The sequence below is a fragment of the Bradyrhizobium semiaridum genome (genome assembly GCF_020329505.1).
Lineage (GTDB): Bacteria > Pseudomonadota > Alphaproteobacteria > Rhizobiales > Xanthobacteraceae > Bradyrhizobium > Bradyrhizobium semiaridum.
Genome location: NZ_JAGKJJ010000003.1, coordinates 284,804 through 308,133 on the forward strand (window position 1 = coordinate 284,804; position 23,330 = coordinate 308,133).

The window sequence follows — 23,330 nt, forward strand, 5'->3', positions numbered from 1 at the left end:
GCGCGTGCCAGTGACGACAGCACGCGAGGCGGACGGCGAAGTCGTGCAGGCCGGACGCCCTAGCGGCAGGTGTCCTCTCGCTCGATGCAATTGCGTCTTGCGAGGGCGGTGACAAACAAGCCAAGTCTCGCCGGGGTAAGCACGTATAAGCCGTAACCCATCGCGCAGGGAAAGCCGGGTTGTTTCCGGTTACACCTGTGGTCCTACCCCCGTGCTTTCTACCCATCGCACGGGGCCCATGGGTGCGATCGGCACCCGGCTTTCCCTGCGCCCTCTGCTCTCGGAGCGGCGAAACGAAATGCAAAGCTCGGACAATTTATGTCGCGAGAACGCGAAGCCATACCCCACCCACAACTGTCATCGCCGGCTCGACCGGGCGATCAAGTATTCCAGAGGCCGCAGTGCTTGAGCCGAAAGGCCGCGGCGTACTGGATCGCCCGGTCCATATGCGCAATTGCGCAAAGGCCGGGCGATGACACCGAGCAAGCTGTCTGAAATGTGTCTCACCATCACCGTCATTCTGAGGAGCGCGCTCTTGCGCGTCTCGAAGGATGAATCGGCCCGGCTAGTGGCAGTCGATCCCTCGAGGCTCGCAAGAGCTCGCACCTCGGGATAACGGGTAGAACAGCGGTGCAACATATCCAGTGTCGTCCCGGCGAAGGCCGGGACCCATAACCACAGGGTTCGATTGTTGAGAAAGGGTGTAGCTCCAGCGCTGCCTAACAATGGCCTTCGGTGGTTATGGGTCCCGGCCTTCGCCGGGACGACACTGAACATTTGGTGCCAGCTGGTGAGCCATACGTTCACATTCTCTCAGGATGACGGGTGTCGCAGTGCCATTGGCCACTCATCCACCCGGCGTCAAGATCGCCTGTTTCGCCGCGTGCCAGCTCTCCTCGTCCGGCGCGCACAGCAAGCCGCCGGTCAGGTTGACCGGCTTGTACGGTGAGCCGTCGAAATGCGCGCTATAGCCGCCGGCCTCGCGATGCAGCAGCCAGCCGGCCGCGTGGTCCCACGGCATCAGCTTGTTGTAGAACAGAAGATGGCAATGGCCCGACGCCGCCATGCGGTATTCATGCGCGGCGCAACGCAGCCACGCGCTCATGCCGAGTTTTGCAACATTGCCGGCCACGATCGTCCGCAGTTGCTCAGGCAGGAAGTTGATGCCGATGATCGCATCCATCTGCTTCACCGGCACGGAAGGCGCGACCTTCAGGTCATGCCGCTTGCCGTCCGGCGTCGCGAGCCAGGCGCCCTCGCCGCGCAGCGCAAACGCCGTGTCGTTGCAGACGGGATCGTGGATCGCGCCGAACACGATCTCGCCGCGCATGGTGGCGGCTACCATGGTGCCGAACAGCGGCAGGGCGGAAGTGAAATTCCGCGTGCCGTCGATCGGATCGATGATGAAGGCGAGCTCCGCGCTTCCGACCTGATCGAGCGCCGCCGGATCCCGCGACGTGCCCTCTTCGCCGATCACGACGGCATTGGGGAACGCACGCAGCAGCGCCGCCGAGATTGCCTGCTCGGCGGCCTCGTCGGCTTCGGTGACAACGTCGAAGGCGGAAGTCTTGGTGCGGACCTCGATCTCCCGCACCCGGCGGAACCGCGGCATGATCTCGGCCACGCCGGCTTCGGCGATGATGTTCCCGATGGTCAGCGCATCGGCATGGGACAGTTTCACGCGGCACTCTCCTGTTTTGATTCGAGATGCTACCGCAGAAATATGACCACGCGGCCGCCGTCACCGGCGCTGGTTGTAGACATCGATGCAGACTGCGCCGAGCAGCACGAGGCCCTTGATCACCTGCTGGTAATCGATGCCGATACCGAGGATCGACATGCCGTTGTTCATGACGCCCATGATCATGGCGCCGACCACGGCGCCGCCGACGCGGCCGACCCCGCCATAGGCCGAGGCGCCGCCGATGAAGCAGGCGGCGATCACGTCGAGCTCGAAGCCGAGCCCGGCCTTCGGCGTCGCGGTGTTGAGCCGCGCCGCGAACACGAGGCCGGCAAGCGCCGCCAGCACGCCCATGTTGACGAAGGTGAAGAAGGTCAGCCGCTCGGCCTTGACGCCGGACAGCTTCGCCGCCTTGGCATTGCCGCCGACGGCATAGATCTGCCGGCCGATCACAGTGCGCCGGGTGACAAAGCCATAGAGCGCGATCAGCGCCGTCATGATCACCAGCACGTTGGGCAGGCCGCGATGCGAGGCGATCAGATAGGTGAAGTAGAGCACCGCGCCGGCCAGCGCGACGCTCTTGGCGAGGAAGAACGCGTAGGGCTCGACCTCGATTCCGTGCGATGCCTCGCGCGCTCGGCTCTTGGCGCTCGCCAGCACCAGGACAAACGCCAGCGCGATGCCGATCAGCAGCGACGTCGGATACAGCGTGCCGGCGCTCGGGAACAGCTCGGGAATATAGCCCGACGACAGCTTCTGGAAGGTTTGCGGGAACGGCCCGACCGACTTGCCCTGCAGCACCGCGAGCGCAAGGCCCTTGAACACCAGCATGCCAGCCAGCGTCACAATGAAGGACGGAATGCCGAAATAGGCCACCCAGTAGCCTTGTGCCGCGCCGATCGCCGCACCGACCATGAGGCAAAAGACGAACGCGACGGGATAGCTGACGTGGTATTGCACCATCAGCACCGCCGCGACGGCGCCGACAAAGCCCGCGACCGAGCCGACCGACAGGTCGATATGCCCGGTGACGATCACCAGCAGCATGCCGAGCGCCATGATCACGATGTAGCTGTTCTGCAGCACCAGATTGGTGAGGTTGAGCGGCTGCAGCAGCGTGCCGTCAGTCATGATCTCGAAGAACAGCATGATCGCAAGCAGCGACAGCAGCATGCCGTAATTGCGCAAATTGTTCTTGATGAAGCCGGCATGCTTGGGGGTCTCCGGCAGTGACACCGTCTTGTCGGTCATCGCACGGCTCCCTGCGCCAGCGCCGCGCCGGCACCGGCTCCTTGCATCCTGACATTGCGCATGATGGCGCGCATGATGTTCTCCTGGGTCGCCTCGTCCTTCGCGAACTCGCCGACGAAGGCGCCGTCATTCATGACGCAGATCCGGTCGCAGATGCCGAGCAACTCAGGCATTTCCGACGAGATCACCACGACGCCCTTGCCGGCCTCCGCGAGCTCGTTGATGATACAATAAATCTCGTATTTCGCCCCGACGTCGATGCCGCGGGTCGGCTCGTCCAGCAGCAGCACCTTCGGGTCGGTCATCAGCCATTTCGACAGCACCACCTTCTGCTGGTTGCCGCCCGAGAGCTGGCCAGTCTCCTGATAGACGTCGGAACAGCGGATCCGCATCCGGTTGCGGTAGTCGCTCGCGGCCTTCAGCTCGATGAGATCGTCGATCACGCCGCGCTCGGAGACCCGGCGAAGGCTCGACAGCGTCACGTTCTTGCGGACGTCGTCGGCCAGGATCAGCCCGAGCTGCTTGCGGTCCTCGGTGACATAGGCAAGGCCGGCATCGATCGCGGCCGGTACGCTGGAGAGATCGGGCTCGCGGCCATCGAGGTGCACCTTGCCGGAGATGTTGTAGCCCCAGGACCGGCCGAACAGGCTCATCGCGAACTCGGTGCGGCCGGCGCCCATCAGCCCGGCGATGCCGACGACCTCGCCGCGGCGCACCGTGAAGTCGACATTCTTGATCACCTGCCGCGCGGTATGCAGCGGGTGATGTACCGACCAGTTCACCACCGTCAGCACCGGCTCGCCGATCTCGACCTTGCGTTCCGGGAAACGGTGCGCGAGATCGCGGTTGACCATGCTGCGGATGATGCGGTCCTCCTCGATCCGCTCGGTGCGGCAATCGAGGCTGTCGACGGTGCGGCCATCACGCAGCACCGTGATGCGGTCGGCGACGCGCGCGACCTCGTTGAGCTTGTGCGAGATCAGGATCGAGGCGATGCCCTGGTCGCGGAACGCCAGCAGCCGTTCGAGCAGCGCGGCGCTGTCGGCCTCGTTGAGGCTCGCGGTCGGCTCGTCGAGGATCAGGAGCCGCACCCGCTTGGACAGCGCCTTGGCGATCTCGACGAGTTGCTGCTTGCCGACGCCGAGATCGGTGACCAGCGTGTCCGGCTGCTCGCGCAAGCCGACTTGCGCCAGCAGCTCCGTGGTGCGCCGGTGCACAATGTTGCGGTCGATGACGCCGAACCGCGACGGCGGGTGCGACAGGAAGATGTTCTCGGCGATCGACATCAGCGGGATCAGCGCGAGCTCCTGATGGATGATGATGATGCCGAGCGCCTCGCTGTCGTTGATGTCGCGGAACCGGCGCTCCTCGCCGTCGAAGATGATCGCACCGTCATAGCTGCCGGCGGGGTAGACCCCGCTCAGCACCTTCATCAGAGTCGACTTGCCGGCGCCGTTCTCGCCGACCAGCGCGTGGATCTGGCCGGCCTCCACGGTGAAGTTGACGTCGCGCAGCGCCTGCACGCCCGCAAAGCTCTTGCTGACGCCGCGCATCTCGAGCATTGCCGTCATCGGATCACGTCCCGCGCTGGCCGGCCTCGGCGCGCCCTAGTCGAATTGCGCGCGCTTGTAGTAGCCGCTGTCAATCAGGACTTTCTCCCAATTGGTCTTGTCCACCACAACCGGCTTGAGCAGATAGGATGGAACCACCTTGACGCCGTTGTTGTAGGTCTTGGTGTCGTTGACCGCGACCTCCTTCTTGTTGAGCACGGCATCGACCATATCGGCGGTGACCTTGGCGAGGTCGCGAGTGTCCTTGAAGATGGTCGAATACTGCTCGCCGCGCAGCATCGCCTTGATCGAGGGTACCTCGGCATCCTGACCGCTGACGAACGGCATCGGCTGGTCCTTGCTGCCGTAGCCGACGCCCTTCAACGAGGAGATGATGCCGATCGACAGCCCGTCATAGGGCGACAGCACCGCATCGACGCGCTTCTTGCCGTAGAAGGCACTGAGCAGATTGTCCATGCGCGCCTGCGCGGTGGCGCCGTCCCAGCGCAGGGTCGCGACCTTGTCCATGCCCATCTGGCCGCTGGCGACGACCAGCTTGCCGCTGTCGATGTAGGGCTTCAGCACCGACATCGCGCCATCATAGAAGAAGTAGGCGTTGTTGTCGTCGGGCGAGCCGCCGAACAACTCGATGTTGAAGGGGCCCTTGCCTTCCTTCAGCCCGAGCGCCTTCTCGATCGACTGCGCCTGCAGCACGCCGACCTGGAAATTGTCGAAGGTCGCGTAGTAGTCGACATTGGGGGTGTCGCGGATCAGGCGGTCATAGGCGATCACGGTGATGCCCTGGGCCTTGGCCTGCTTCAGCACGTCGGACAGCGTGGTGCCGTCGATCGCCGCGATGACAAGCACCTTGGCGCCCTTGGCCACCATGTTCTCGACCTGCGAAAGCTGGTTCGGGATGTCGTCCTCGGCATATTGCAAGTCCGTGCCGTAGCCGCGCTCCTTCAGCACCTTGACCATGTTGTTGCCGTCGTCGATCCAGCGCGCCGAGGATTTGGTCGGCATCGCGATGCCGATGCTGGGCTTGCTCTGGGCCAGCGCGTCCGATGCGGCGCCGCCGAGACCTGCCAGTGCAAGAGCAAACAAGGTGGCCTTCAACCTGAACATGCGTCACTCCCTTTCTTGTTGAACTGTTTTCGCTGTGCAGTCTGCGTCGCCGTCGTGCATCACGCGCCCGGCCGAAACTACAAGGTGCGGGTCGGCTCAGCCACACGTGATGGGAGCGACGGAAGCAGGCACAGGAATGGCGTTGGGAAGCATGAGGCGCGGTCTCCCGGATTCGTTCGCGAGCACCACCCCACCCCAGTTCATGGGTGTGACGGCACCGTTTGGCGGCCCTCTTGCGGGGTGCGGCGCGGCTACTATTCCATGGATGGGATGCGCCGACTAGTCATATTATTTGACTATTTAGGACTTGACCGGTCCGACCCCTCAATAGTCGATCTCGGAGAGGTCATCGACGACCAGCAACGCCCCGCTCCAGTCCTCGTCGCTGAAATAGGCGCTGCGGGTGATCACGACGGGAATGCCGGCCTGCGACGCCGAGGCGAGGCCGTTGCCGGAATCCTCGATGGCGATGCAATCGGCAGGCGCAAGCTGCAACCGGGCCAGCACCTCGACATAGACATCGGGCGCCGGCTTCTTGCGTGGAACGTCGTCGCCGGCAACGATCGCCTCGAACAGGCCGCCCCAATCGCTGCCGAGCGCGACCGAGAGCAGCGCGTCGATATTGCCGTGCGAGGTCGTGGTGGCGATCGCCAGACGCTGGCCGCGTTCGCGGGCACCGGCGAGCCAGGCTTCGACGCCGGGCCGCAGCGGGCAGCCGCCGGCCGCGATCAGCGCGGCATAGTGCGCCGTCTTGGCCCGGTGCAGGTCAGCGATCTCGGCAAAGGACAGCGAGGGCGCGGCGTTGCGCTGGTCAAAGGCACGGATGCGCTCCTTGCCGCCTGCCGTGCGCAGCAGCCGGGCGTAGGTCGGTTGGTCCCAGAACCAGTCGAGGCCAGCCTCCGCAAACGCTTCGTTGAAAGCGCGGCGATGCACCTCCTCGGTTTCGGCGAGCGTGCCGTCGACATCGAAGATCAGCGCACGCGCGGTCGCGATGACGTCCCGCAAGCCGGCGGTTCGGATCGCCGCGAGCGCCTGGGTCATCGCCCCTCGCCTGCTGCAGTTGCCTTGGCGAAGACGCGGCTGGCCAGCACATCGCTGGCCTCGATCGCCATCACATCGTCGGCGGTCAGCGTGCGGTCAAGCTTCGCCACGATCCGGTTGGCCTGGCGCAGCCGGATACGGTCCAGCGCGTTGCGGATCGAGCGGGCGTTGGAGAACAACGGCTGCGTCTTGCGCGCGGCGATGTAGCGGGTGAAGGCCTCGCGTGCTTCCGGAGAGAACCGATAATTCTGCTGCTGCAGCATCAATTCGGCGATCCAGAGCAGTTCCGCGTCCGAATAGTCGGGGAAGTCGACATGGTGGGCGATGCGCGAACGGAAACCCGGATTGCTCTGGAAGAACTTTTCCATCCGGTCGCCATAACCGGCGAGGATCACCACCATGTCCTCGCGCTGCTGCTCCATCACCTGCAGCAGGATCTCGATCGCCTCCTGGCCGTAGTCGCGCTCGTTCTCGGGCCGGTAGAGATAATAGGCCTCGTCGATGAACAGCACACCGCCCATCGCTTTCTTCAATATTTCTTTGGTCTTCGGCGCGGTGTGGCCGATATACTGCCCGACCAGATCGTCGCGCGTGACGCTGATGACGTGGCCGCGGCGCACGAAGCCGAGCTTGTGCAGGATGCCGGCCATCCGCAGCGCCACCGTGGTCTTGCCGGTGCCGGGATTGCCCGTGAACGACATATGCAAGGTGGGAAAGGTCGTCGCCAGCGCCATCTTCTGCCTGATCCGCTCGACCAGCAACAGCGAGGCAATCTCGCGGATGCGCGTCTTCACCGGCTTGAGCCCGATCAATTCGGCATCGAGTTGGTCGAGCACCGCGCCGACGCCGAGGTCGGCGAATTCATGCCGGAGGTCCACGGTCGCGAGTGGCGCCTCCCGGGTCTGTTCTTGTGGCTTGGTCTGTTCCTGCAATTGGGTCATGTCCTCTTTCATTGAAAAGCTCCGTCGCCGCACTGCATGCGACGACGGAGAAGTGCATCCGGACCAGGACGGTCGAGGGAGCAATCCGTCCTGGCTTGTGTGCCGGACGCGGTCACTGATCGGCGTAACGCTCGCCTTCGGGGCGCGAGGCCGCGTAGGAATGCGTCGCGTAGCGGATATTGCGGCCAACGGATTCCTGGCGATCGAGCCGGAAGCCGGGCTCCTCGCGCGGCCGGTTCACGATGAACGAGATCCGGACCGACTCCCAGCCATGGCTGGAATCGAAACCGGACACCCGGATGTAGCGGTCGCCATAGACCCGCCGGCAGTCGGCGAGTTCCTTCATGATGCCGGCCGCGTCGCGCAGGTCGAACATCGGCAGGCCCCACATCTCCCAATAGGTGTTGCGGGGATGCGGGTCGTCGGTGAACTCGATGTTCACCGCCCAGCCCTTGTCGAGGCAGTATTGCACTTGCGCCGCGATCTGCTCGTCGGTGAGATCGGGCAGGAACGAGAAGCATCCTTGGGTAACACGCATAAGAAACTCCTCTCAGACCGCCATGCTGGGCGTGGGAACGAAGTCGGGTGCGTCGGTCGATTCGTAGTTGAACGTGACGTCCTTCCAGACATCGAGCGCCTCGCGCAGCGGCGTGCAGGTCTGCGCCGCCTTGGCCAGGATCTCGGGCCCTTCATGGACGTAGTCGCGGCCCTCGTTGCGGGCGAGGATCATGGCTTCCAGCGCAACGCGGTTGGCGGTGGCGCCGGCCTGGATGCCCTTGGGATGGCCGATGGTGCCGCCGCCGAATTGCAGCACGACGTCCTCGCCGAGCAGATCGAGCAGTTGGTGCATCTGGCCGGCATGGATGCCGCCGGATGCCACCGGCATCAGCTTGTTGAGGCTGGCCCAGTTCTGGTCGAAGAACACACCGTGCTCGAGCTGCGTCGGATTAAACTCCTCCCGGCAGATGTCGTAGTAGCCGCGCGTCGTATTGGGATCGCCCTCGAGCTTGCCGACCACCGTTCCGGCGTGGATGTGGTCGACACCGGCGAGCCGCATCCACTTCGCGATCACGCGGAACGAGACGCCGTGGTTGCGCTGCCGCGTGTAGGTCGAGTGACCGGCACGATGCAGATGCAGGATCATGTTGTTCTTGCGCGCCCACTTCGCCATCGACTGGATCGCGGTGTAGCCGATCACGAGATCGATCATGATAATGTTGGAGCCGATCTTGTGCGCGAACTCGGCACGCTCGTACATGTCCTCCATCGTCGCCGCGGTGACGTTGAGATATGTGCCCTTGATCTCGCCGGTCGCGGCCTGGGCGCGGTTCACCGCCTCGATGCAGTAGAGGAAGCGCTCGCGCCAGTGCATGAAGGGCTGCGAATTGATGTTCTCGTCGTCCTTAGTGAAGTCGAGCCCGCCCTTCAGCGCCTCGTAGACGACGCGGCCGTAGTTGCGACCGGACAGGCCGAGCTTCGGCTTCACGGTGGCGCCGAGCAAGGGACGGCCAAACTTGTCGAGGCGCTCACGCTCGACCACGATGCCCGTCGCCGGTCCCTGGAACGTCTTCACATAGGCGACCGGCAGCCGCATGTCCTCGAGCCGCAGTGCCTTCAACGGCTTGAAGCCGAACACGTTGCCGATGATCGACGCCGTCAGGTTCGCGATCGAGCCCGGCTCGAACAGATCGAGGTCGTAGGCGATGTAGGCGAAGTAGCTGCCCGGCGAATTCGGCACCGGATCGACGCGGTAGCACTTCGCGCGATACTTTTCGGCGGCCGTCAGCCGGTCCGTCCACACCACGGTCCAAGTCGCGGTCGAGGATTCGCCGGCCACCGCGGCGCAGGCCTCGGTCGGATCGACGCCGTCCTGCGGCGTCACACGGAACAGCGCGATGACGTCGGTGTCCTTGGGCTCGTAGTTCGGCTCCCAATAGCCCATCCGCTTGTATTCCATCACGCCGGACTTGTAGCGATCCTTGCCGCGCACGGTGATCGACTGCTGCATATTCATCAAAATCTCCTGTCGTTCGTGGCGGCCGGTTCAGGCGGCCTGGGTCATGCTTCCAATCTGCGGATCGAGCGCGCCCGCCCGATAGCGCCGCGCCATCTCCGGCAGCGGCACCATCTTGATCTTCGCGGCATTGCCGGCGGTGCCGAACTGCTCGAAGCGGTCGCGGCAGAGCTCGCGCAGCGCGTCCATCGCCGGCTTAAGGAATTTGCGCGGGTCGAACTCGCTCTTCGACTGGGTGGCGACTTTCCGGAACGCGGCGGCCATCGCGAGGCGGCAATCGGTGTCGATGTTGACCTTGCGCACGCCGTGCTTGATGCCGCGGACGATCTCCTCGACCGGAACGCCCCAGGTCTGCGGCATCTCGCCGCCGAACGCGTTGAACATGTCCTGCAATGGCTGCGGCACTGAGGACGAACCATGCATCACCAGGTGCGTGTTCGGCAGGCGCGTGTGGATCTCCTCGACCACGCGCATCGCCAGGATCTCGCCATCGGGCTGCCGCGTGAACTTGTAAGCGCCGTGCGAGGTGCCCATCGCGATTGCCAGCGCATCGACCTTGGTCGCGCGGACGAAATCGACGGCTTGATCCGGATCGGTGAGCAACTGGTCGTGGCTGACAGTACCTTCGACGCCGTGACCATCCTCCTGCTCGCCGCCACCGTGTTCGAGCGAGCCGAGCACGCCGAGTTCTCCCTCGACCGAGGCGCCGACCCAATGCGCCATGTCGACGACGCGGCGGGTGATGTCGACATTGTAGTCATAGTCCGCCGCGGTCTTGGCGTCGGCCTTGAGCGAGCCGTCCATCATGACGGAGGTGAAGCCGTAGCGGATCGCGGTGGCGCAGGTCGCCTCCTCGTTGCCGTGGTCGAGATGCAGGCAGAGCGGAATCTGCGGATACATCTCCTCCAGCGCATCGATCATCTTCGCCAGCATGATGTCGTTGGCATAGGCCCGCGCGCCGCGCGAGGCCTGGATGATGACCGGCGCATCGCAGGCCGCCGCCGCCGCCATGATGGCGAGGCCCTGCTCCATGTTGTTGATATTGAAGGCGGGCACGCCGTAGCCATGCTCGGCGGCGTGGTCCAGCAACTGCCTCAGGGTAATCCGCGCCATGGTGACGTCCTCCTTTCAGTTCGCTCGTTGCATCACGCGCTGCGCTGCGGCCGCGACGGCCGCCGGCGTGATGCCGAATTCGCGGTAGAGCACGTCCGCCGGGGCCGAGGCGCCGAATCCGGTCATGCCGATGAACTCGCCGTCATCGCCGAGCCAGCGCGCCCAGTCGCCTTCGACCGCCGCTTCGACGCCGACGCGCGGAGCGCTGCCCAGCACCTTGGCGCGGTAGTCGCGCGGCTGCTGGCGGAACAGGTCGAAGCACGGCGCGGAAACGACCGCCGCCTTCACCCCTTCTTCCGCCAGCAGCTTTGCGGCTTCGAGCGCGATCGCCACCTCCGAACCCGTTGCAATCAGGGTGACGTCCCGCCCGAAGGCCGGCTCGACGAGGACATAGGCGCCGAGCCCGACCTGGTTGGTCTTGACGTTGTCGCGGACCGTCGGCGGCAGCGCCTGCCGCGACAGGCAAAGAATCGATGGCGAGGTCTCCGCCCGCAGCGCGCAGTCCCAGGCCTCCGCCGTCTCGACCGCATCGGCGGGACGGAACACCAGCAGGTTCGGGATCGCGCGCAGCGAGGCCAGATGCTCGACCGGCTGATGCGTCGGCCCGTCTTCGCCGAGCCCGATCGAGTCATGGGTCATCACATGGATGACGCGGATACCCATCAGCGCCGCAAGGCGGATCGCGGGCCGGCTGTAGTCGGCGAAGCTCAGGAACGTGCCGCCGTAGGGAATGAAGCCGCCATGCAGCGCGATGCCGTTCATCGCCGCGGCCATGCCGTGCTCGCGGATGCCATAGTGGATGTAGCTGCCGGCGAGCGTGTCCGGCCGCGCCGGAACCTGGCTCTTCGCCATCGTCAAATTGGAATGCGTGAGGTCGGCCGAACCGCCGAGCAGGTTCGGCAAGGCCTCCGCGATCACATCGATGACCTGCTGCGAGGCCTGCCGGGTCGCGAGCTTCGGCCGCTCGGTCGCGAACTTCGCGATCAACTTCGCCATCGCCTCGGCATAGGCGCAGGGCAGCTTCCGGTTCAGCGCATCGTGGAATGGCGAGCGCTCGCCATTGCCGGCGCGCCGCGAACGCTCGATCCAGGCACGACGCGCCTCGCGACCGCGCGCACCGATCTCGCGCCATTCGCTCAGCACCGCATCCGGCACTTCGAACGCCGGATAGGGCCAGCCCAGCGCCGCGCGAGTCTTCTCCGTCTCGTCGGCGCCGAGCGGTGCGCCATGCACCTTCTCGCTGCCCTGCCGGTTCGGCGCGCCGAACCCGATCACGGTGCGGCAGGCGATCAGCGACGGACGGTCGCTGACTTTCGCCTGCTTGATGGCCGCCGCGATCGCCTGCGGATCGTGGCCGTCGATGCTGCGGACATCCCAGCCGCTCGCCTTGAACCGCGCGGTCTGATCGTCCGAGCAGGATAGCGACGTGGCGCCATCGATCGAGATCTGATTGTCGTCGAACAGCACGATCAGGCGGTTCAGGCGCAGATGGCCGGCAAGCGAGATCGCCTCATGGCTGATGCCTTCCATCAGGCAGCCGTCGCCGGCGATCACATAGGTGAAATGATCGACCAGGTCGTCGCCGAACCGCGCATTCATCAGACGCTCGGCGAGCGCCATGCCGACCGCGGTCGCAATCCCCTGCCCGAGCGGACCGGTCGTGGTTTCGACGCCCGGCGTATGGCCGTACTCCGGATGCCCCGGAGTCTTCGAGCCCCACTGCCTGAACGCCTTGAGCTGGTCGAGCGTCATGCTCTCATAGCCGGTCAGATAGAGCAGCGCGTAGAGCAGCATCGAGCCGTGACCCGCTGAAAGGACAAAGCGGTCGCGATCGGGCCAGGCCGGGTCCGCCGGATCGAACTTCAGGAAATCGCCGAACAGCACGGTCGCGACGTCGGCCATGCCCATCGGCATGCCGGGGTGACCTGACTTCGCCTGCTCGACCGCGTCGATGGCGAGGAAGCGGATCGCGTTGGCCAGCTCGGCATGGCTGACTGCGGCGCGCGGGAGGGTGGCAACGGACGCGAGTGCGGTCATATCGTTCGCCTCTTTCGTTCGATCAGTTGCAGGATCAGCGGTGTGAGGATGAGCTGCATCGCGAGGTCGAGCTTGGCGCCATGAATCACGATCGAGTTCGCGCGCGACATGAAGCTGCCGGCGATCATCGACAGCAGATACGGAAAGTCGATGCCGCGCGGGTTCTTCAGCCGGATCACGACCATCGATTCATCGGGAGTCGGGATCCAACGCGCGATGAACGGGTTCGAGGTGTCGACCGTGGGTACGCGCTGGAAGTTGATGTCGGTCTCGGTGAACTGCGGGCAAATGTAGTTCACGTAGTCGGGCATGCGCCGCAGGATGGTGTCGGTCACCGCCTCGGTGGAATAGCCGCGATGGCTGCGGTCACGATGCAGCTTCTGGATCCACTCGAGATTGATCACCGGTACGACGCCGACCTTCAGATCCGCATGCTGCGCGACATTCACCTTGTCAGTGACGACGGCGCCGTGCAGGCCTTCGTAGAACAGGAGATCGGAGTTCTCCGGCAGCGGCTCCCAGTCGGTGAAGGTGCCGGGCTTGGCGCCGTAGAGCCGGGCTTCCTCCTCGTCATGCACATAGTGCCGCGTCGTTCCGGTGCCGGTCTCGGCGTAGTCGCGAAACAGCTTCTCGAGCTCCTCGAACAGGTTGTTCTCCGGGCTGAAGTGGCTGAAATGCTTGTTTCCGCGCTCGGCGTTCTCCACCATCATCTGGCGCATCTCGGCGCGGTCGTAGCGGTGGAAGGCGTCGCCCTCGATATAGGCGGCAACCACGTTCTCTCGGCGGAAGATGTTCTCGAACGTCCTCTTCACCGACGTGGTGCCGGCGCCGGACGAGCCGGTGATCGAGATGATCGGATGTCGGCGCGACATGCGTTCCCCCGTCAGCGAAACAGGCCGCGCCGCGCGAACAGCGGGGCATCGCTGCTCTCGAACAACGGCTCGACCGTCAGGTGGACCGCATCGACATCGCGCACCGCGCGGGTCGACCCCATGATCAAAGGCACGCGCTGATGCGGCGTGCGAGCCGACAGTTCGAGGATGCGCGAGCGGCCGTCCGAGGCGGCGCCGCCGGCCCATTCCATGATCAGGGCGATCGGATGCGCCTCGTACAGCAGCCGCAGCCGGCCCTCGCGATAGCCCTGGCGCGCATCCGCCGGATAGAGGAACACGCCGCCGCGGATCAGGATGCGATAGGTTTCGGCGACCAGCGAGCCGATCCAGCGCATGTTGTAGTCCTGTCCGCGCTCGCCGTTGACCCCGGCGAGGCACTGGTCGATATAGCCGCGCACCGCGCCGCTCCAGTGCCGCCGGTTCGAGGCGTTGATCGCGAACTCCGCCGTATCCGGCGGCACCTGCAGGTCGCGTCCGGTGAGGACGAATTCACCGCTGCGCGGGTCGAGCGTGAAGCAATCGACGCACTGGTCGAGCGCCAGCACCAGCACGGTCTGCGGGCCGTAGATGAAGCAGCCGGCAGCGCACTGCGCGGTGCCGGGCTCGAAGAAGGTCGAGATCGCGTCACGGGTCTTCGGCCGGATCGAGAAGATGGTGCCGACCGAGATGTTGTTTTCCAGATTGGCCGAGCCGTCGAGCGGATCGATCGCGACGCAAAGCGGCGCATCGGCATCCAGCGTTTCGGGCAGCTCGACCTCCTCGGAGACGACCGCAGCGACCGGCGCCGTGCGCAGCGCGTCGCGCATCAGGCGGTCGGCCACGATGTCGAGGGTCTTCTGGCGATCGCCGTCGGGATTGACGCCGCCGCACTCGCCGCCGATCGCGGCAAGCGAGCCGGCGGCAATGATGCGTGCGAGCTCGATGGCGGCGCCGGCGAGCGCCTCGATCACCTCGACCGTGGCGGCACGCGTCGGGTTCTGCCGCGCCGGCCATTCCAGATACGCATGCAATGCAGGACGAATCTCCACGGGTCTCTCCCTTTGATCACGCCCTCTATGCCGAGGCTGCTTCGATCGACGACCCGCAGTGGAGTCGCCTTCGCCACTATCAACGCGCGATTTGCCGAATTAGGGAAATTTCTTTATCTTTGGCGGCGCCAAAGTTTTTCTTATGGAGCCCGCGATGGCCGGCCACTTCACGCGAGACCTCACCATCCGCCAGCTGCGCGCACTGTCGGCCGTGCACGAGGCCGGCTCGATCACCGCGGCGGCGGGCCGCCTCAACTTGACGCAGCCCGCGGTGACGCTGCAGCTGCGCAACCTGCAGGAACTGGCCGGCCTGCCGCTGATCCAGCGCACCGGCGAGGGCATGGCGGTGACCGATGCGGGAGCGCACGTGCTGTCGCTGATCGAACGGATCGAGGCGGCGCTCAAGGATTGCGAGCAGTCGCTCGACATGATCGCGGGCCGCAGCGGCGGACGCGTCGCGATGGGCGCGGTCTCGACCGCGAAATACTTCGTGCCGTTCGCGATCGCGGCGTTCTCGCGCCGTTTTCCAAAGATCGAGGTCACGCTCAGGATCGGCAACCGCGAGGAGATCCGCGATGCGCTGCGCGGCTACGATCTCGATATCGCCGTCATGGGCGCACCGCCGGCCGACGTCGAGGTCGAAATGAAGCCGCTGGGCCGGCATCCGCACTATATCGTCGCCGCCTCCGATCACCGGCTGGCACGGCGGCGGCACGTCGAGATCTCCGAGCTCGCCAACGAGACCTTCATCACCCGCGAACAGGGATCGGGCACGCGGATGCTGATGCAGCAGTTCTTCGAGCGGGTCGGCCTCGCGCCGAAAATCGGCATGGCGATGGACAGCAACGAGACCATCAAGCAGGCCGTGATGGCCGGGCTCGGCATCGCCTTCATCTCCCAGCACACCATTCATCACGAGCTGGAGGACGGCCGGCTCGTGGTGCTCAAGGTGCGCGGCCTGCCGATCGTTCGGCAGTGGCACGCGATCCGGCGCGCCGACAAGGTGCTGCTGCCGCCGGCGAAGGCAATGCTGGACTTCCTCGGCAAGGACGGCTGGCGCTATCTGCCGAACACGCGCTAGCGGGCGCAGGGCCGTCGACGAAGTCGCATGTGCTCGCCTATCGCGCTCGCGAATTCGCGATCGCAACCGCTGGTGTCTGGAACTTTGCGCCGGCGGCCGCTGCGCGGGGCCGAAAAGCCAAGGCGATACCATGCGTTAAGCATTGCACTCGACCGAACTGCATGTCACATCTTTGGTCGTGGAGCGCGCGCTGGACCATAGCACTGCGAGGGAGGCTGACTTGCAGACCCCGTCCCCGCCCATGCCTGACTTCAAGGCGTTGTTCGAAGGGGCGCCCGGCCCCTATCTGGTGCTGACCCCACCCGACTTTCGCATCGTGGCCGTCACCGACGCGTATCTGCGCGCCACGATGACCGAGCGCGCCGCGATCCTCGGACGCTGGCTGTTCGACGTGTTCCCGGACAATCCGGACGATCCCGCCGCCGACGGCGTGCGGAACCTGCGGGCTTCGCTCGAGCGCGTCGTCCAGCTGCGACGCCCCGATACGATGTCGGTGCAGAAATACGACATCCGCAAACCCGACTCGGAAGGCGGCGGCTTCCAGGAGCGCTTCTGGAGCCCGCGCAATACGCCGGTGTTCGGACCGAACGGGCAGATCGCCTACATCATCCACCGGGTCGAGGACGTCACCGAGTTCATCCAGCTGAAGCGGCGCGGCGCCGAACAGGACAAGCTCACCGACCGACTGCGCGAACGTACCGAGCAGATGGAAGCCGAGATCTTCATGCGCGCGCGCGAGGTCGAGGCGGCGCGCGAACAGCTCGAGGTCGAGCAGAAGCTGCGCCAGGTGCAGAAGATGGAGGCCGTCGGCCACCTCACCGGCGGCATCGCCCACGACTTCAACAATATCCTCACCGTCGTTACCGGCCTGATCGACATCCTTGCCGAAGCCGTGGCGCACGATGCCGCGCTGTCCTCGGTCACCAAGATGATCAGCGATGCGGCCTCGCGCGGTGCCGAGGTGACCAAGCATCTGCTCGCCTTCTCGCGCCAGCAGCCGCTGCAACCGCGTGAAGCCAACCTCAACGCGCTGGTGCAGGACACTGCGCGCCTGCTGCGCCCCTCGCTTGGCGAGCAGATCGAGATCGATACCTCGCTCGAGCCCGATGCCTGGCCGGCCTTCATCGACCCCAACCATTTGGCGACCGCGCTGCTCAATCTCGCCGTCAATGCGCGCGATGCGATGCCCGACGGCGGCAAGCTGATGATCGAGACCAGCAACGTCATCCTCGACGAGACCTATGCCGCCAGCAATCTGGACGTGCGCGCCGGCGAATACGTCATGGTCGCGGTCAGCGATACCGGCGCCGGAATTCCCGAGGCGATCCGCGAGAAGGTGTTCGAGCCGTTCTTCACCACCAAGGACACCGGCAAGGGCACCGGCCTCGGTCTCAGCATGGTCTACGGCTTCATCAAGCAGTCCAACGGCCACCTCAAGATCTATTCCGAAGAGGGCCACGGCACGTCGGTCAAACTGTATCTGCCGCGCAGCAGCGGCGACATGGTCGACGCCGAGCCGCTGCCGGCTATCGATGCCCGCGGCGGCAACGAACGCATCCTCGTTGTCGAGGACGATCCACTGGTCCGCAACTATGTCAGCGCCCAGCTCGAGCAGCTCGGCTACCACACCATGGTCACGGCAAACGGCCCGGAGGCCTTGGCTGCGATCGACAAGGGCTTCGTCTGCGACGTGCTGTTCACCGACGTCATCATGTCCGGTGGCATGAACGGCCGGCAGGTGGCCGACGCCGTGGTCGCCAAACTGCCCTCGGTGCGTGTGCTGTTCACCTCCGGCTATACCGAGGACGCGATCTTCCATCACGGCCGGCTCGACCCCGACGTGACGCTGCTGCCAAAGCCCTATCGCAAATCCGATCTCGCCCGGATGATCCGGCAGGTTCTGACGCAACCTCCTGCTTCGGTCTCGGCCAAGTAAGACTATTAAGGACGGAAGCTCGAGTGGCTCTGGATCTTCCATGCGCCGCCGGACAGGCTCAGCACATAGAGCGAGTCGTAGACGCCGATCACCGAGCCGTCCTCGCGATAGCGCGCGTAGCGGATGGCGTAGTGCGCGTCAGCACGGCTTGGCATTTGGCCTCGTCGCCGGGTGAAATCCGCGCTTCGACGGTGTAGGTCTCGGCCGACATCATGCATCTCCGCTCTGCTTATTGGCATTGTCGGTGCGCACAGCGGCCCCCGAAAGGAACAGCGCCGCGCAGGCCTTGGCGCGGGCTTCGAGCTCCTGCCACGACGGCGGCGATCTGCGTCCGTACATGACATCGCGCTGCGGCTGGAACACGAGCATGCCGAGCAGCATGCCTGCCGCTGCCGGCGCGTCGTCCACCGCGATCCGTCCCCGCCGCTGCTGCGTGCCCAGCCACGCCGCGAGCGCGCCAAGCGTCCGCTGCATCGCCTTCTCGTAGAACATCTCGGCGATGTCAGGGAATTTGTCGCTCTCGGCCAGGATGATCCGCTGCAGCGCGATGACTTCGGCATCGAGAATGAGCTCGGCGCAGCTCAGCAGCGCAGCTTCCAAAGCCGCCGCGATGTCGCGGCCATCACAGGCGCCGAGATTCACGATCGACACGAAGCGGTCCATCCGGTCCGTGACCGTGCTCTCGAACAGCGCGAGCTTGGTCGGGATCAGCCGATAGAGAGTCTTGGTCGAAACGCCGGCGCGGCAAGCGACGTCGGCCATGCTGGTCACCGCAAACCCTCGCGTCGCGAATTCATGCCGCGCAGCCTCATAGATGACGGCGCGGGTTTCGTCGTCGGAGCGCAGCTGCGGCCGTCCGCGGCCGCGCCGCTCCGGCGCGCTGCCATCCGACTGAGCCTTGTCCCTCCCGATCATCGCGCAATCCGAGCCATGCTTTAAGATGATGCCTGTCATTCCATTGACAGTCCCAATATGCGCTCTATTTTGGAAAACATCAAGTTTCCTAATTTACCGAGATCAGCTCGGAAGATTGTTCGAGACTTTCCAAAGGGATAGACGACCAGGAGCGCCGCCATGAGCCAGCACGAAACGTCTTTCAAGGCTGAAAGCCAAGTTCCCGCCGACACCGCCAAGCAATTGATTGCCACTCCGGAAGTGCCCGTCACTGCCCCCGCCGCGAAGGGCAAGCTTCGCCGCCTGCTGCTGGCCGGCGCCGCGGTTGCCGCCCTCGCGGGCGCGGCCTGGTACGGCTGGGACTACTGGACCGTCGGCCGTTTCGAGGTGTCGACCGACGATGCCTATGTGAAGGCCGACAACACCACGATCGCACCCAAGGTCTCCGGCTATCTCAGCGCCGTGCTGGTCGGCGACAACGAGCATGTGCGCGCCGGTCAGGTGCTGGCCCGGATCGATGATCGCGATTTCAAGGTGGCGCTCGATCAGGCCAAGGCCGATGTCGCCGCGGCCGAAGCCGCCGTCGCCAGCAAGCACGCCCAGCTTGATGTGCAGCAGTCGGTGATCCAGGCCGCGCAGGCGACGCTCGACGTCGACACCGCGACGCAGACCTTTGCCGCGCAGGAGAACAAGCGCTACACCGACCTCGCCGGCACCGGCTACGGCAGCGTGCAGAACGCGCAGCAGGCGCAATCGCGCTACGCCAGCGCGCAGGCCGCGGTCGCCCGCGATACCGCCAATCTCGCCTCCGCGCTGCGCCAGGTCGAATTGCTCAAGGCCGAGATCGCCCAGGCCGTCGCGGCGTCGGGTCGCGCCGCCGCGCTGCAGCGACAGGCTGAGCTCAACCTCGGCTACACCACGATCACGGCGCCGATCGACGGCGTCGTCGGCAACCGCACCTTGCGCACCGGCCAGTTCGTCCAGGCCGGCACGCAATTGATGTCGCTGGTGCCGGCGACCGGCGCCTATGTGATCGCGAACTACAAGGAGACGCAGCTCACCAACGTCCGCAAGGGCCAGCCGGTGGAGATCGCCGTCGACATGTTCCCCGGCCATGTCGTGCGCGGCCATGTCGACAGCCTCGCACCGGCCAGCGGCCAGGAATTCGCACTGCTGCCGCCCGACAATGCGACCGGCAATTTCACCAAGGTGGTGCAGCGCATTCCCGTGAAGATCGTGCTCGATGCCACCCCGGTCGAGTTGCGGCCCGGCATGTCCGTGATCCCGACCATCGCAACGCTGTCGCATGCCGCGGAGCAGGCTCCGACCGCCAAGGCGAAACCTACACCGAAGCTTGCAGTCGCCTCGTCCAAATAGGTGATGTCATGTCCGACCTCGCGCTCTCCTCTCCGGCTGCTGCGCCCCGCGCAGCCGCCGGCGTCGACCCCAACCGCGCCACCATGGCCGTCTGGGTCTCGATCGTCGCTGCCATGATCGGCGCCTTCATGGCGATCCTCAACATCCAGATCACCAACGCCTCGCTGCTCAACATCGAAGGCGGCATCGGCACCGGCGTCGACAACGGCTCCTGGATCTCGACATCCTATCTGATCGGCGAGATCGTGGTGATCCCGCTCACCGACTATCTCAGCCGCGTCTTCTCTTTCCGCAAGATCATCATCAGCTTCGCCACGCTGTTCGCGATCTTCTCGGTCGCCTGCGCCTTCACCCACGACCTGCCGTCGATGATCGCGATGCGCGGCCTGCAAGGCTTTTTCGGCGGCGTCCTGATCCCGATGGCGTTCACGCTGGTGTTCACCAAGCTGCCGAAAGTCCAGCAGCCGATCGGGCTTGCCATGTTCGCGCTCGCCGTGACCTTTGCGCCGGCGATCGGCCCGACCATCGGCGGCTACCTCACCGAGAATTACGGCTGGCAGACCATCTTCTTCGTCAACGTGCTGCCGACCGCGGTGATGGTCGTCACGCTCTATCTCACGCTCGACCGGCAGCCGATGCAGCTGCATCTGCTGCGCGAAGGTGACTGGCTCGGCATCGTCACGATGGCGATCGGCCTGTCGTCACTGCAGGCGGTGCTGGAAGAAGGCAACAAGAACGACTGGTTCGGCTCGCCCTTTATCGTCAAGCTCGCGATCGTCGCAGCCGTCAGCCTCACTTTGTTCGTCTGGATCGAGCTCACGGTGGAGAAGCCGCTGCTGCGGCTGCGCCTCTTGACCCAGCGCAGCTTCGGCTTCGGCACGATCTCGGCGGTGTTCGTCGGCTTCGCGCTGTTCGGCTCGGTCTACCTGCTGCCTGCCTATCTCGGTCAGGTGCAGCGCTACAATGCCGAGCAGATCGGCCAGGTGCTGGCCTGGACCGGCCTGCCGCAGCTGATCCTGATCCCGCTGGTGCCGAAGCTGATGCAGCGCTTCGATGCCCGCTTCATCGCCTTCACCGGCATGATCCTGTTCGCGGTGTCATCCTTCATGAACATCTCGATGTCGCTCGATTACTCCGGTGACCAGTTCTTCGTCCCGAACATCGTCCGCGCCGTCGGCCAGGCCATCATGCTGGCGCCGCTGTCAGCAGTCAGCCTCGGCAGCGTCGCGCCGCAGGACGCGGCCGCCGCCTCCGGCATTTCCAACATGATGCGCAACCTCGGCGGAGCGATCGGCACCGCGCTGCTCGCCACCATCGTCACCAAGCGCGAGCAGTTCCACTCCAACATCATCGGCCAGTCCGTCGACCTCGGCCGCGAGGAGGTGCGGACCAGGATCGCCCAGGTGACCGACTACTTCCTCAGCCATGGCATCTCCGATCCGGCCACCGCGCACCATCAGGCCATCGTCGCGCTCGGCAACATCGTCAAGCGCCAGGCGCTGGTACTCGGCTTCAGCGACACGTTCGCCGTGATCGGCATCGTGCTGGTGTTCGCCGCGATCGCGATCCTCTTGACCGGCAAGCCCAAGAACGCGGCCGGCGGCGGCGCGGCGCACTGAATCCTGCGGCGGCAGCGCCACCGCCCTGCGCTCAACTCGCCTCGCGCAGCTTGAAGCGCTGGATCTTCCCGGTCTGCGTCTTCGGCAACGCGTCGACGAAGCGGACCGCGCGCGGATATTTGTACGGCGCGATCGTCGCCTTGACGTGATCCTGCAGCAGCTTGATCTCGAGCTCGTCATTCCGCGCGCCGGGCTTCAGCACGATGAACGCCGAAACGATCTGCCCGCGCTCCTCGTCCGGCGCGCCGATCACGGCGCATTCGGCGACGTCGGGATGCCCGAGCAGCGCCGCCTCCACCTCGGGACCTGCGATGTTGTAGCCCGCGGAGATGATCATGTCGTCGGCACGCGCGACGAACGACAGCCGGCCGTTCGCGTCACAGACGAAGGCGTCGCCGGTGACGTTCCAGCCGTCGCGGACGTAATTGGTCTGCCTGGCATCGGCGAGATAGCGGCAGCCGGTCGGGCCGCGCACCGCGAGCTTGCCGACATCCCCCGGCGGCAACTCCTTCATGTTGTCGTCGACGATCTTCGCCTCATAGCCGCTGACCGGTGTCCCGGTCGTGCCGCCGACCGCGCTGCCGACCCGGTTGGAGATGAAGATGTGTAGCAGCTCCGTGCTGCCGATACCGTCGAGGATCGGCTTGCCGGTCTTCTTGGTCCAGCTCTCGAACACCGGCGCCGGCAACGTCTCGCCGGCAGAGACGGCAATCCGCAGCGACGATAGGTCGGCGCCCTTGTCCATCGCCGCCATCATCGCCCGATAGGCGGTCGGCGCGGTGAAGCAGATCGTCGCCTTGTAGGTCTCGATGATCCTGATCATCTCGTTCGGCGCCGCGTTCTCCAGCAGCGTCGCGGTGGCGCCGAAACGCAGCGGGAAAATCGCCAGGCCCCCGAGGCCGAAGGTGAAGGCCAGTGGCGGCGAGCCGACGAACACGTCGTCCGGCGTCACCTTCAGCACTTCCTTTGCATAGCCGTCCGCGACGATCAGCAGATCGCGGTGGAAATGCATGGTCGCCTTCGGCTCGCCCGTCGTGCCCGAGGTGAAGCCGAGCAGCGCGACGTCGTCGCGGCCGGTCTTCACCGCGTCGAACTTCACGGGCTTGTTGAGCGCAATTCGGTCGAGTTCGGCATCATGGTTCTGGGTGCCGTCGAAGTTGACGACCTGCTTGAGAAATTTGCTGGTCTTGGCGCACGCCACCAGTTCGTCGGCGATGCGGCTGTCGGTCAGCGCCAGCGCGATCTCGGCCTTGTCGACGATCTTCGCGAGTTCGCCGGCGCGCAGCATCGGCATGGTGTTGACGACGACAGCGCCGGCCTTGGTCGCGGCGAGCCAGGCGGCAACCAGCGCCGGGTTGTTGCCGGAGCGGATCAGCACGCGATTGCCGGGCTTGACGCCGTAATTCTCCACCAGCGCATGCGCCAGGCGGTTCGACCAGTCGGTCAATTCCTTGTAGGTGCGCTGGCGGCCATTGCCGATCAGCGCGATGCGATCGCCCATGCCCTGCTCGACGATGCGATCCGTCAGCTCGACCGCGGCATTGAGATAGTCAGGGTACTGGAATTCCGGCCGGTCGAGCAGCAGCTTCGGCCACTGGTGAAACGGCGGCAGGTTGCGCCGCGCGAAATCGTCGACATGGCCCGACGGGCCCAATCCGGGATTTTCACCTGACATTCGATTGCCCTCGCTTTCCATTCAGAAAGGACAAGACCTGATCGAGAAGACCAATATCGAGGACGCCCGGCAGC

The 23,330-nt window shown here is 65.1% G+C and carries 19 protein-coding genes; 4 read left to right on the plus strand and 15 right to left on the minus strand.

The genetic code is table 11. The features are described 5' to 3' along the window. Positions 1 to 847: 847 nt before the first annotated feature. From J6500_RS06030 to J6500_RS06085, 12 genes are all read right to left on the minus strand, one after another. Positions 848 to 1,681: an inositol monophosphatase family protein gene (locus J6500_RS06030; RefSeq protein ID WP_225711755.1), complete on the minus strand. Its 834-nt coding sequence runs from the start codon at positions 1,679 to 1,681 to the stop codon at positions 848 to 850. A gap of 60 nt (positions 1,682 to 1,741) precedes the next feature. Continuing rightward, positions 1,742 to 2,932, minus strand: coding sequence for a multiple monosaccharide ABC transporter permease (gene mmsB / locus J6500_RS06035; protein WP_225711756.1), 1,191 nt, complete (start codon positions 2,930 to 2,932; stop codon positions 1,742 to 1,744). Next, positions 2,929 to 4,503 carry a multiple monosaccharide ABC transporter ATP-binding protein gene (gene mmsA / locus J6500_RS06040; protein WP_225711757.1) on the minus strand — a complete coding sequence of 525 codons (1,575 nt, stop codon included), beginning with the start codon at positions 4,501 to 4,503 and terminating at the stop codon, positions 2,929 to 2,931. The genes mmsB and mmsA overlap by 4 nt, the downstream gene beginning before the upstream one ends. Positions 4,504 to 4,539: 36 nt before the next feature. After that, the gene (chvE, locus tag J6500_RS06045; RefSeq protein WP_283842888.1) at positions 4,540 to 5,607 is read right to left on the minus strand and encodes a multiple monosaccharide ABC transporter substrate-binding protein; all 1,068 of its coding nucleotides are present in this window, start codon (positions 5,605 to 5,607) and stop codon (positions 4,540 to 4,542) included. A 324-nt stretch (positions 5,608 to 5,931) separates the two neighbouring features. Continuing rightward, the gene (locus J6500_RS06050) at positions 5,932 to 6,648 is read right to left on the minus strand and encodes an HAD family hydrolase (RefSeq protein WP_225711758.1); all 717 of its coding nucleotides are present in this window, start codon (positions 6,646 to 6,648) and stop codon (positions 5,932 to 5,934) included. Continuing rightward, on the minus strand, positions 6,645 to 7,589 hold the full coding sequence (gene cbbX / locus J6500_RS06055; RefSeq protein WP_225711792.1) for a CbbX protein: 945 nt from the start codon (positions 7,587 to 7,589) through the stop codon (positions 6,645 to 6,647). Before cbbX ends, J6500_RS06050 begins: the two co-directional genes overlap by 4 nt. Before the next feature lie 112 nt (positions 7,590 to 7,701). Next, complete coding sequence (locus J6500_RS06060) at positions 7,702 to 8,127, minus strand: ribulose bisphosphate carboxylase small subunit (RefSeq protein ID WP_225711759.1); 426 nt, start codon at positions 8,125 to 8,127, stop codon at positions 7,702 to 7,704. 12 nt (positions 8,128 to 8,139) lie between these two features. After that, positions 8,140 to 9,597 (minus strand): form I ribulose bisphosphate carboxylase large subunit, encoded by a 1,458-nt coding sequence (locus J6500_RS06065; RefSeq protein ID WP_376707757.1) that lies wholly within the window; start codon positions 9,595 to 9,597, stop codon positions 8,140 to 8,142. Positions 9,598 to 9,633: 36 nt separating this feature from the next. Then, positions 9,634 to 10,716: a class II fructose-bisphosphate aldolase gene (gene fba / locus J6500_RS06070; RefSeq protein WP_225711761.1), complete on the minus strand. Its 1,083-nt coding sequence runs from the start codon at positions 10,714 to 10,716 to the stop codon at positions 9,634 to 9,636. A 15-nt stretch (positions 10,717 to 10,731) separates the two neighbouring features. Beyond that, complete coding sequence (gene tkt, locus J6500_RS06075; protein WP_225711762.1) at positions 10,732 to 12,753, minus strand: transketolase; 2,022 nt, start codon at positions 12,751 to 12,753, stop codon at positions 10,732 to 10,734. After that, positions 12,750 to 13,625 (minus strand): phosphoribulokinase, encoded by an 876-nt coding sequence (locus tag J6500_RS06080; RefSeq protein WP_225711763.1) that lies wholly within the window; start codon positions 13,623 to 13,625, stop codon positions 12,750 to 12,752. The genes tkt and J6500_RS06080 overlap by 4 nt, the downstream gene beginning before the upstream one ends. 11 nt (positions 13,626 to 13,636) lie before the next feature. Further along, positions 13,637 to 14,656 (minus strand): class 1 fructose-bisphosphatase, encoded by a 1,020-nt coding sequence (locus tag J6500_RS06085; protein WP_225711793.1) that lies wholly within the window; start codon positions 14,654 to 14,656, stop codon positions 13,637 to 13,639. Between the two features lie 172 nt (positions 14,657 to 14,828). Here J6500_RS06085 and J6500_RS06090 point away from each other — a divergent pair, with 172 nt between their 5' ends. Together J6500_RS06090 and J6500_RS06095 are read left to right on the plus strand one after the other, a co-directional pair. Continuing rightward, positions 14,829 to 15,755 (plus strand): LysR family transcriptional regulator, encoded by a 927-nt coding sequence (locus tag J6500_RS06090; RefSeq protein ID WP_225711764.1) that lies wholly within the window; start codon positions 14,829 to 14,831, stop codon positions 15,753 to 15,755. Between the two features lie 241 nt (positions 15,756 to 15,996). Further along, a complete protein-coding gene (locus J6500_RS06095; RefSeq protein ID WP_225711794.1) occupies positions 15,997 to 17,691 on the plus strand; it encodes an ATP-binding protein in 1,695 nt (564 codons plus the stop codon). Between the two features lie 5 nt (positions 17,692 to 17,696). Here the strand turns inward: J6500_RS06095 and J6500_RS06100 are convergent, their stop codons facing one another. Both J6500_RS06100 and J6500_RS06105 read right to left on the minus strand, forming a co-directional pair. Further along, positions 17,697 to 17,846 carry a hypothetical protein gene (locus tag J6500_RS06100; protein WP_225711765.1) on the minus strand — a complete coding sequence of 50 codons (150 nt, stop codon included), beginning with the start codon at positions 17,844 to 17,846 and terminating at the stop codon, positions 17,697 to 17,699. 55 nt (positions 17,847 to 17,901) lie between these two features. Next, positions 17,902 to 18,606, minus strand: coding sequence for a TetR/AcrR family transcriptional regulator (locus J6500_RS06105; RefSeq protein ID WP_225711766.1), 705 nt, complete (start codon positions 18,604 to 18,606; stop codon positions 17,902 to 17,904). A gap of 159 nt (positions 18,607 to 18,765) precedes the next feature. Here J6500_RS06105 and J6500_RS06110 point away from each other — a divergent pair, with 159 nt between their 5' ends. Beyond that, on the plus strand, positions 18,766 to 19,962 hold the full coding sequence (locus J6500_RS06110; RefSeq protein WP_225711767.1) for an HlyD family secretion protein: 1,197 nt from the start codon (positions 18,766 to 18,768) through the stop codon (positions 19,960 to 19,962). 83 nt (positions 19,963 to 20,045) lie between these two features. Beyond that, a complete protein-coding gene (locus J6500_RS06115; protein WP_376707758.1) occupies positions 20,046 to 21,581 on the plus strand; it encodes a DHA2 family efflux MFS transporter permease subunit in 1,536 nt (511 codons plus the stop codon). Between the two features lie 31 nt (positions 21,582 to 21,612). Here J6500_RS06115 and J6500_RS06120 read toward each other — a convergent pair whose 3' ends face one another. Beyond that, entirely contained in the window at positions 21,613 to 23,256 is a 1,644-nt protein-coding gene (locus tag J6500_RS06120) for a benzoate-CoA ligase family protein (protein ID WP_225711769.1), read from the minus strand. Between the last annotated feature and the right edge of the window lie 74 nt (positions 23,257 to 23,330).

Excerpts from the sequence above, each read along its gene's own strand:
- J6500_RS06100 (WP_225711765.1), bottom strand. The coding sequence starts at position 17,846 with ATGCCAAGCCGTGCTGACGCGCACTACGCCATCCGCTACGCGCGCTAT.
- mmsA (WP_225711757.1), bottom strand. The coding sequence starts at position 4,503 with ATGACGGCAATGCTCGAGATGCGCGGCGTCAGCAAGAGCTTTGCGGGC.
- J6500_RS06105 (WP_225711766.1), bottom strand. The coding sequence starts at position 18,606 with ATGATCGGGAGGGACAAGGCTCAGTCGGATGGCAGCGCGCCGGAGCGG.
- J6500_RS06050 (WP_225711758.1), bottom strand. The coding sequence starts at position 6,648 with ATGACCCAGGCGCTCGCGGCGATCCGAACCGCCGGCTTGCGGGACGTC.
- chvE (WP_283842888.1), bottom strand. The coding sequence starts at position 5,607 with ATGTTCAGGTTGAAGGCCACCTTGTTTGCTCTTGCACTGGCAGGTCTC.
- cbbX (WP_225711792.1), bottom strand. The coding sequence starts at position 7,589 with ATGACCCAATTGCAGGAACAGACCAAGCCACAAGAACAGACCCGGGAG.
- tkt (WP_225711762.1), bottom strand. The coding sequence starts at position 12,753 with ATGACCGCACTCGCGTCCGTTGCCACCCTCCCGCGCGCCGCAGTCAGC.
- J6500_RS06065 (WP_376707757.1), bottom strand. The coding sequence starts at position 9,597 with ATGCAGCAGTCGATCACCGTGCGCGGCAAGGATCGCTACAAGTCCGGC.
- J6500_RS06090 (WP_225711764.1), top strand. The coding sequence starts at position 14,829 with ATGGCCGGCCACTTCACGCGAGACCTCACCATCCGCCAGCTGCGCGCA.
- J6500_RS06060 (WP_225711759.1), bottom strand. The coding sequence starts at position 8,127 with ATGCGTGTTACCCAAGGATGCTTCTCGTTCCTGCCCGATCTCACCGAC.
- J6500_RS06080 (WP_225711763.1), bottom strand. The coding sequence starts at position 13,625 with ATGTCGCGCCGACATCCGATCATCTCGATCACCGGCTCGTCCGGCGCC.
- J6500_RS06115 (WP_376707758.1), top strand. The coding sequence starts at position 20,046 with ATGGCCGTCTGGGTCTCGATCGTCGCTGCCATGATCGGCGCCTTCATG.
- J6500_RS06120 (WP_225711769.1), bottom strand. The coding sequence starts at position 23,256 with ATGTCAGGTGAAAATCCCGGATTGGGCCCGTCGGGCCATGTCGACGAT.
- J6500_RS06095 (WP_225711794.1), top strand. The coding sequence starts at position 15,997 with ATGCCTGACTTCAAGGCGTTGTTCGAAGGGGCGCCCGGCCCCTATCTG.
- J6500_RS06110 (WP_225711767.1), top strand. The coding sequence starts at position 18,766 with ATGAGCCAGCACGAAACGTCTTTCAAGGCTGAAAGCCAAGTTCCCGCC.
- mmsB (WP_225711756.1), bottom strand. The coding sequence starts at position 2,932 with ATGACCGACAAGACGGTGTCACTGCCGGAGACCCCCAAGCATGCCGGC.
- fba (WP_225711761.1), bottom strand. The coding sequence starts at position 10,716 with ATGGCGCGGATTACCCTGAGGCAGTTGCTGGACCACGCCGCCGAGCAT.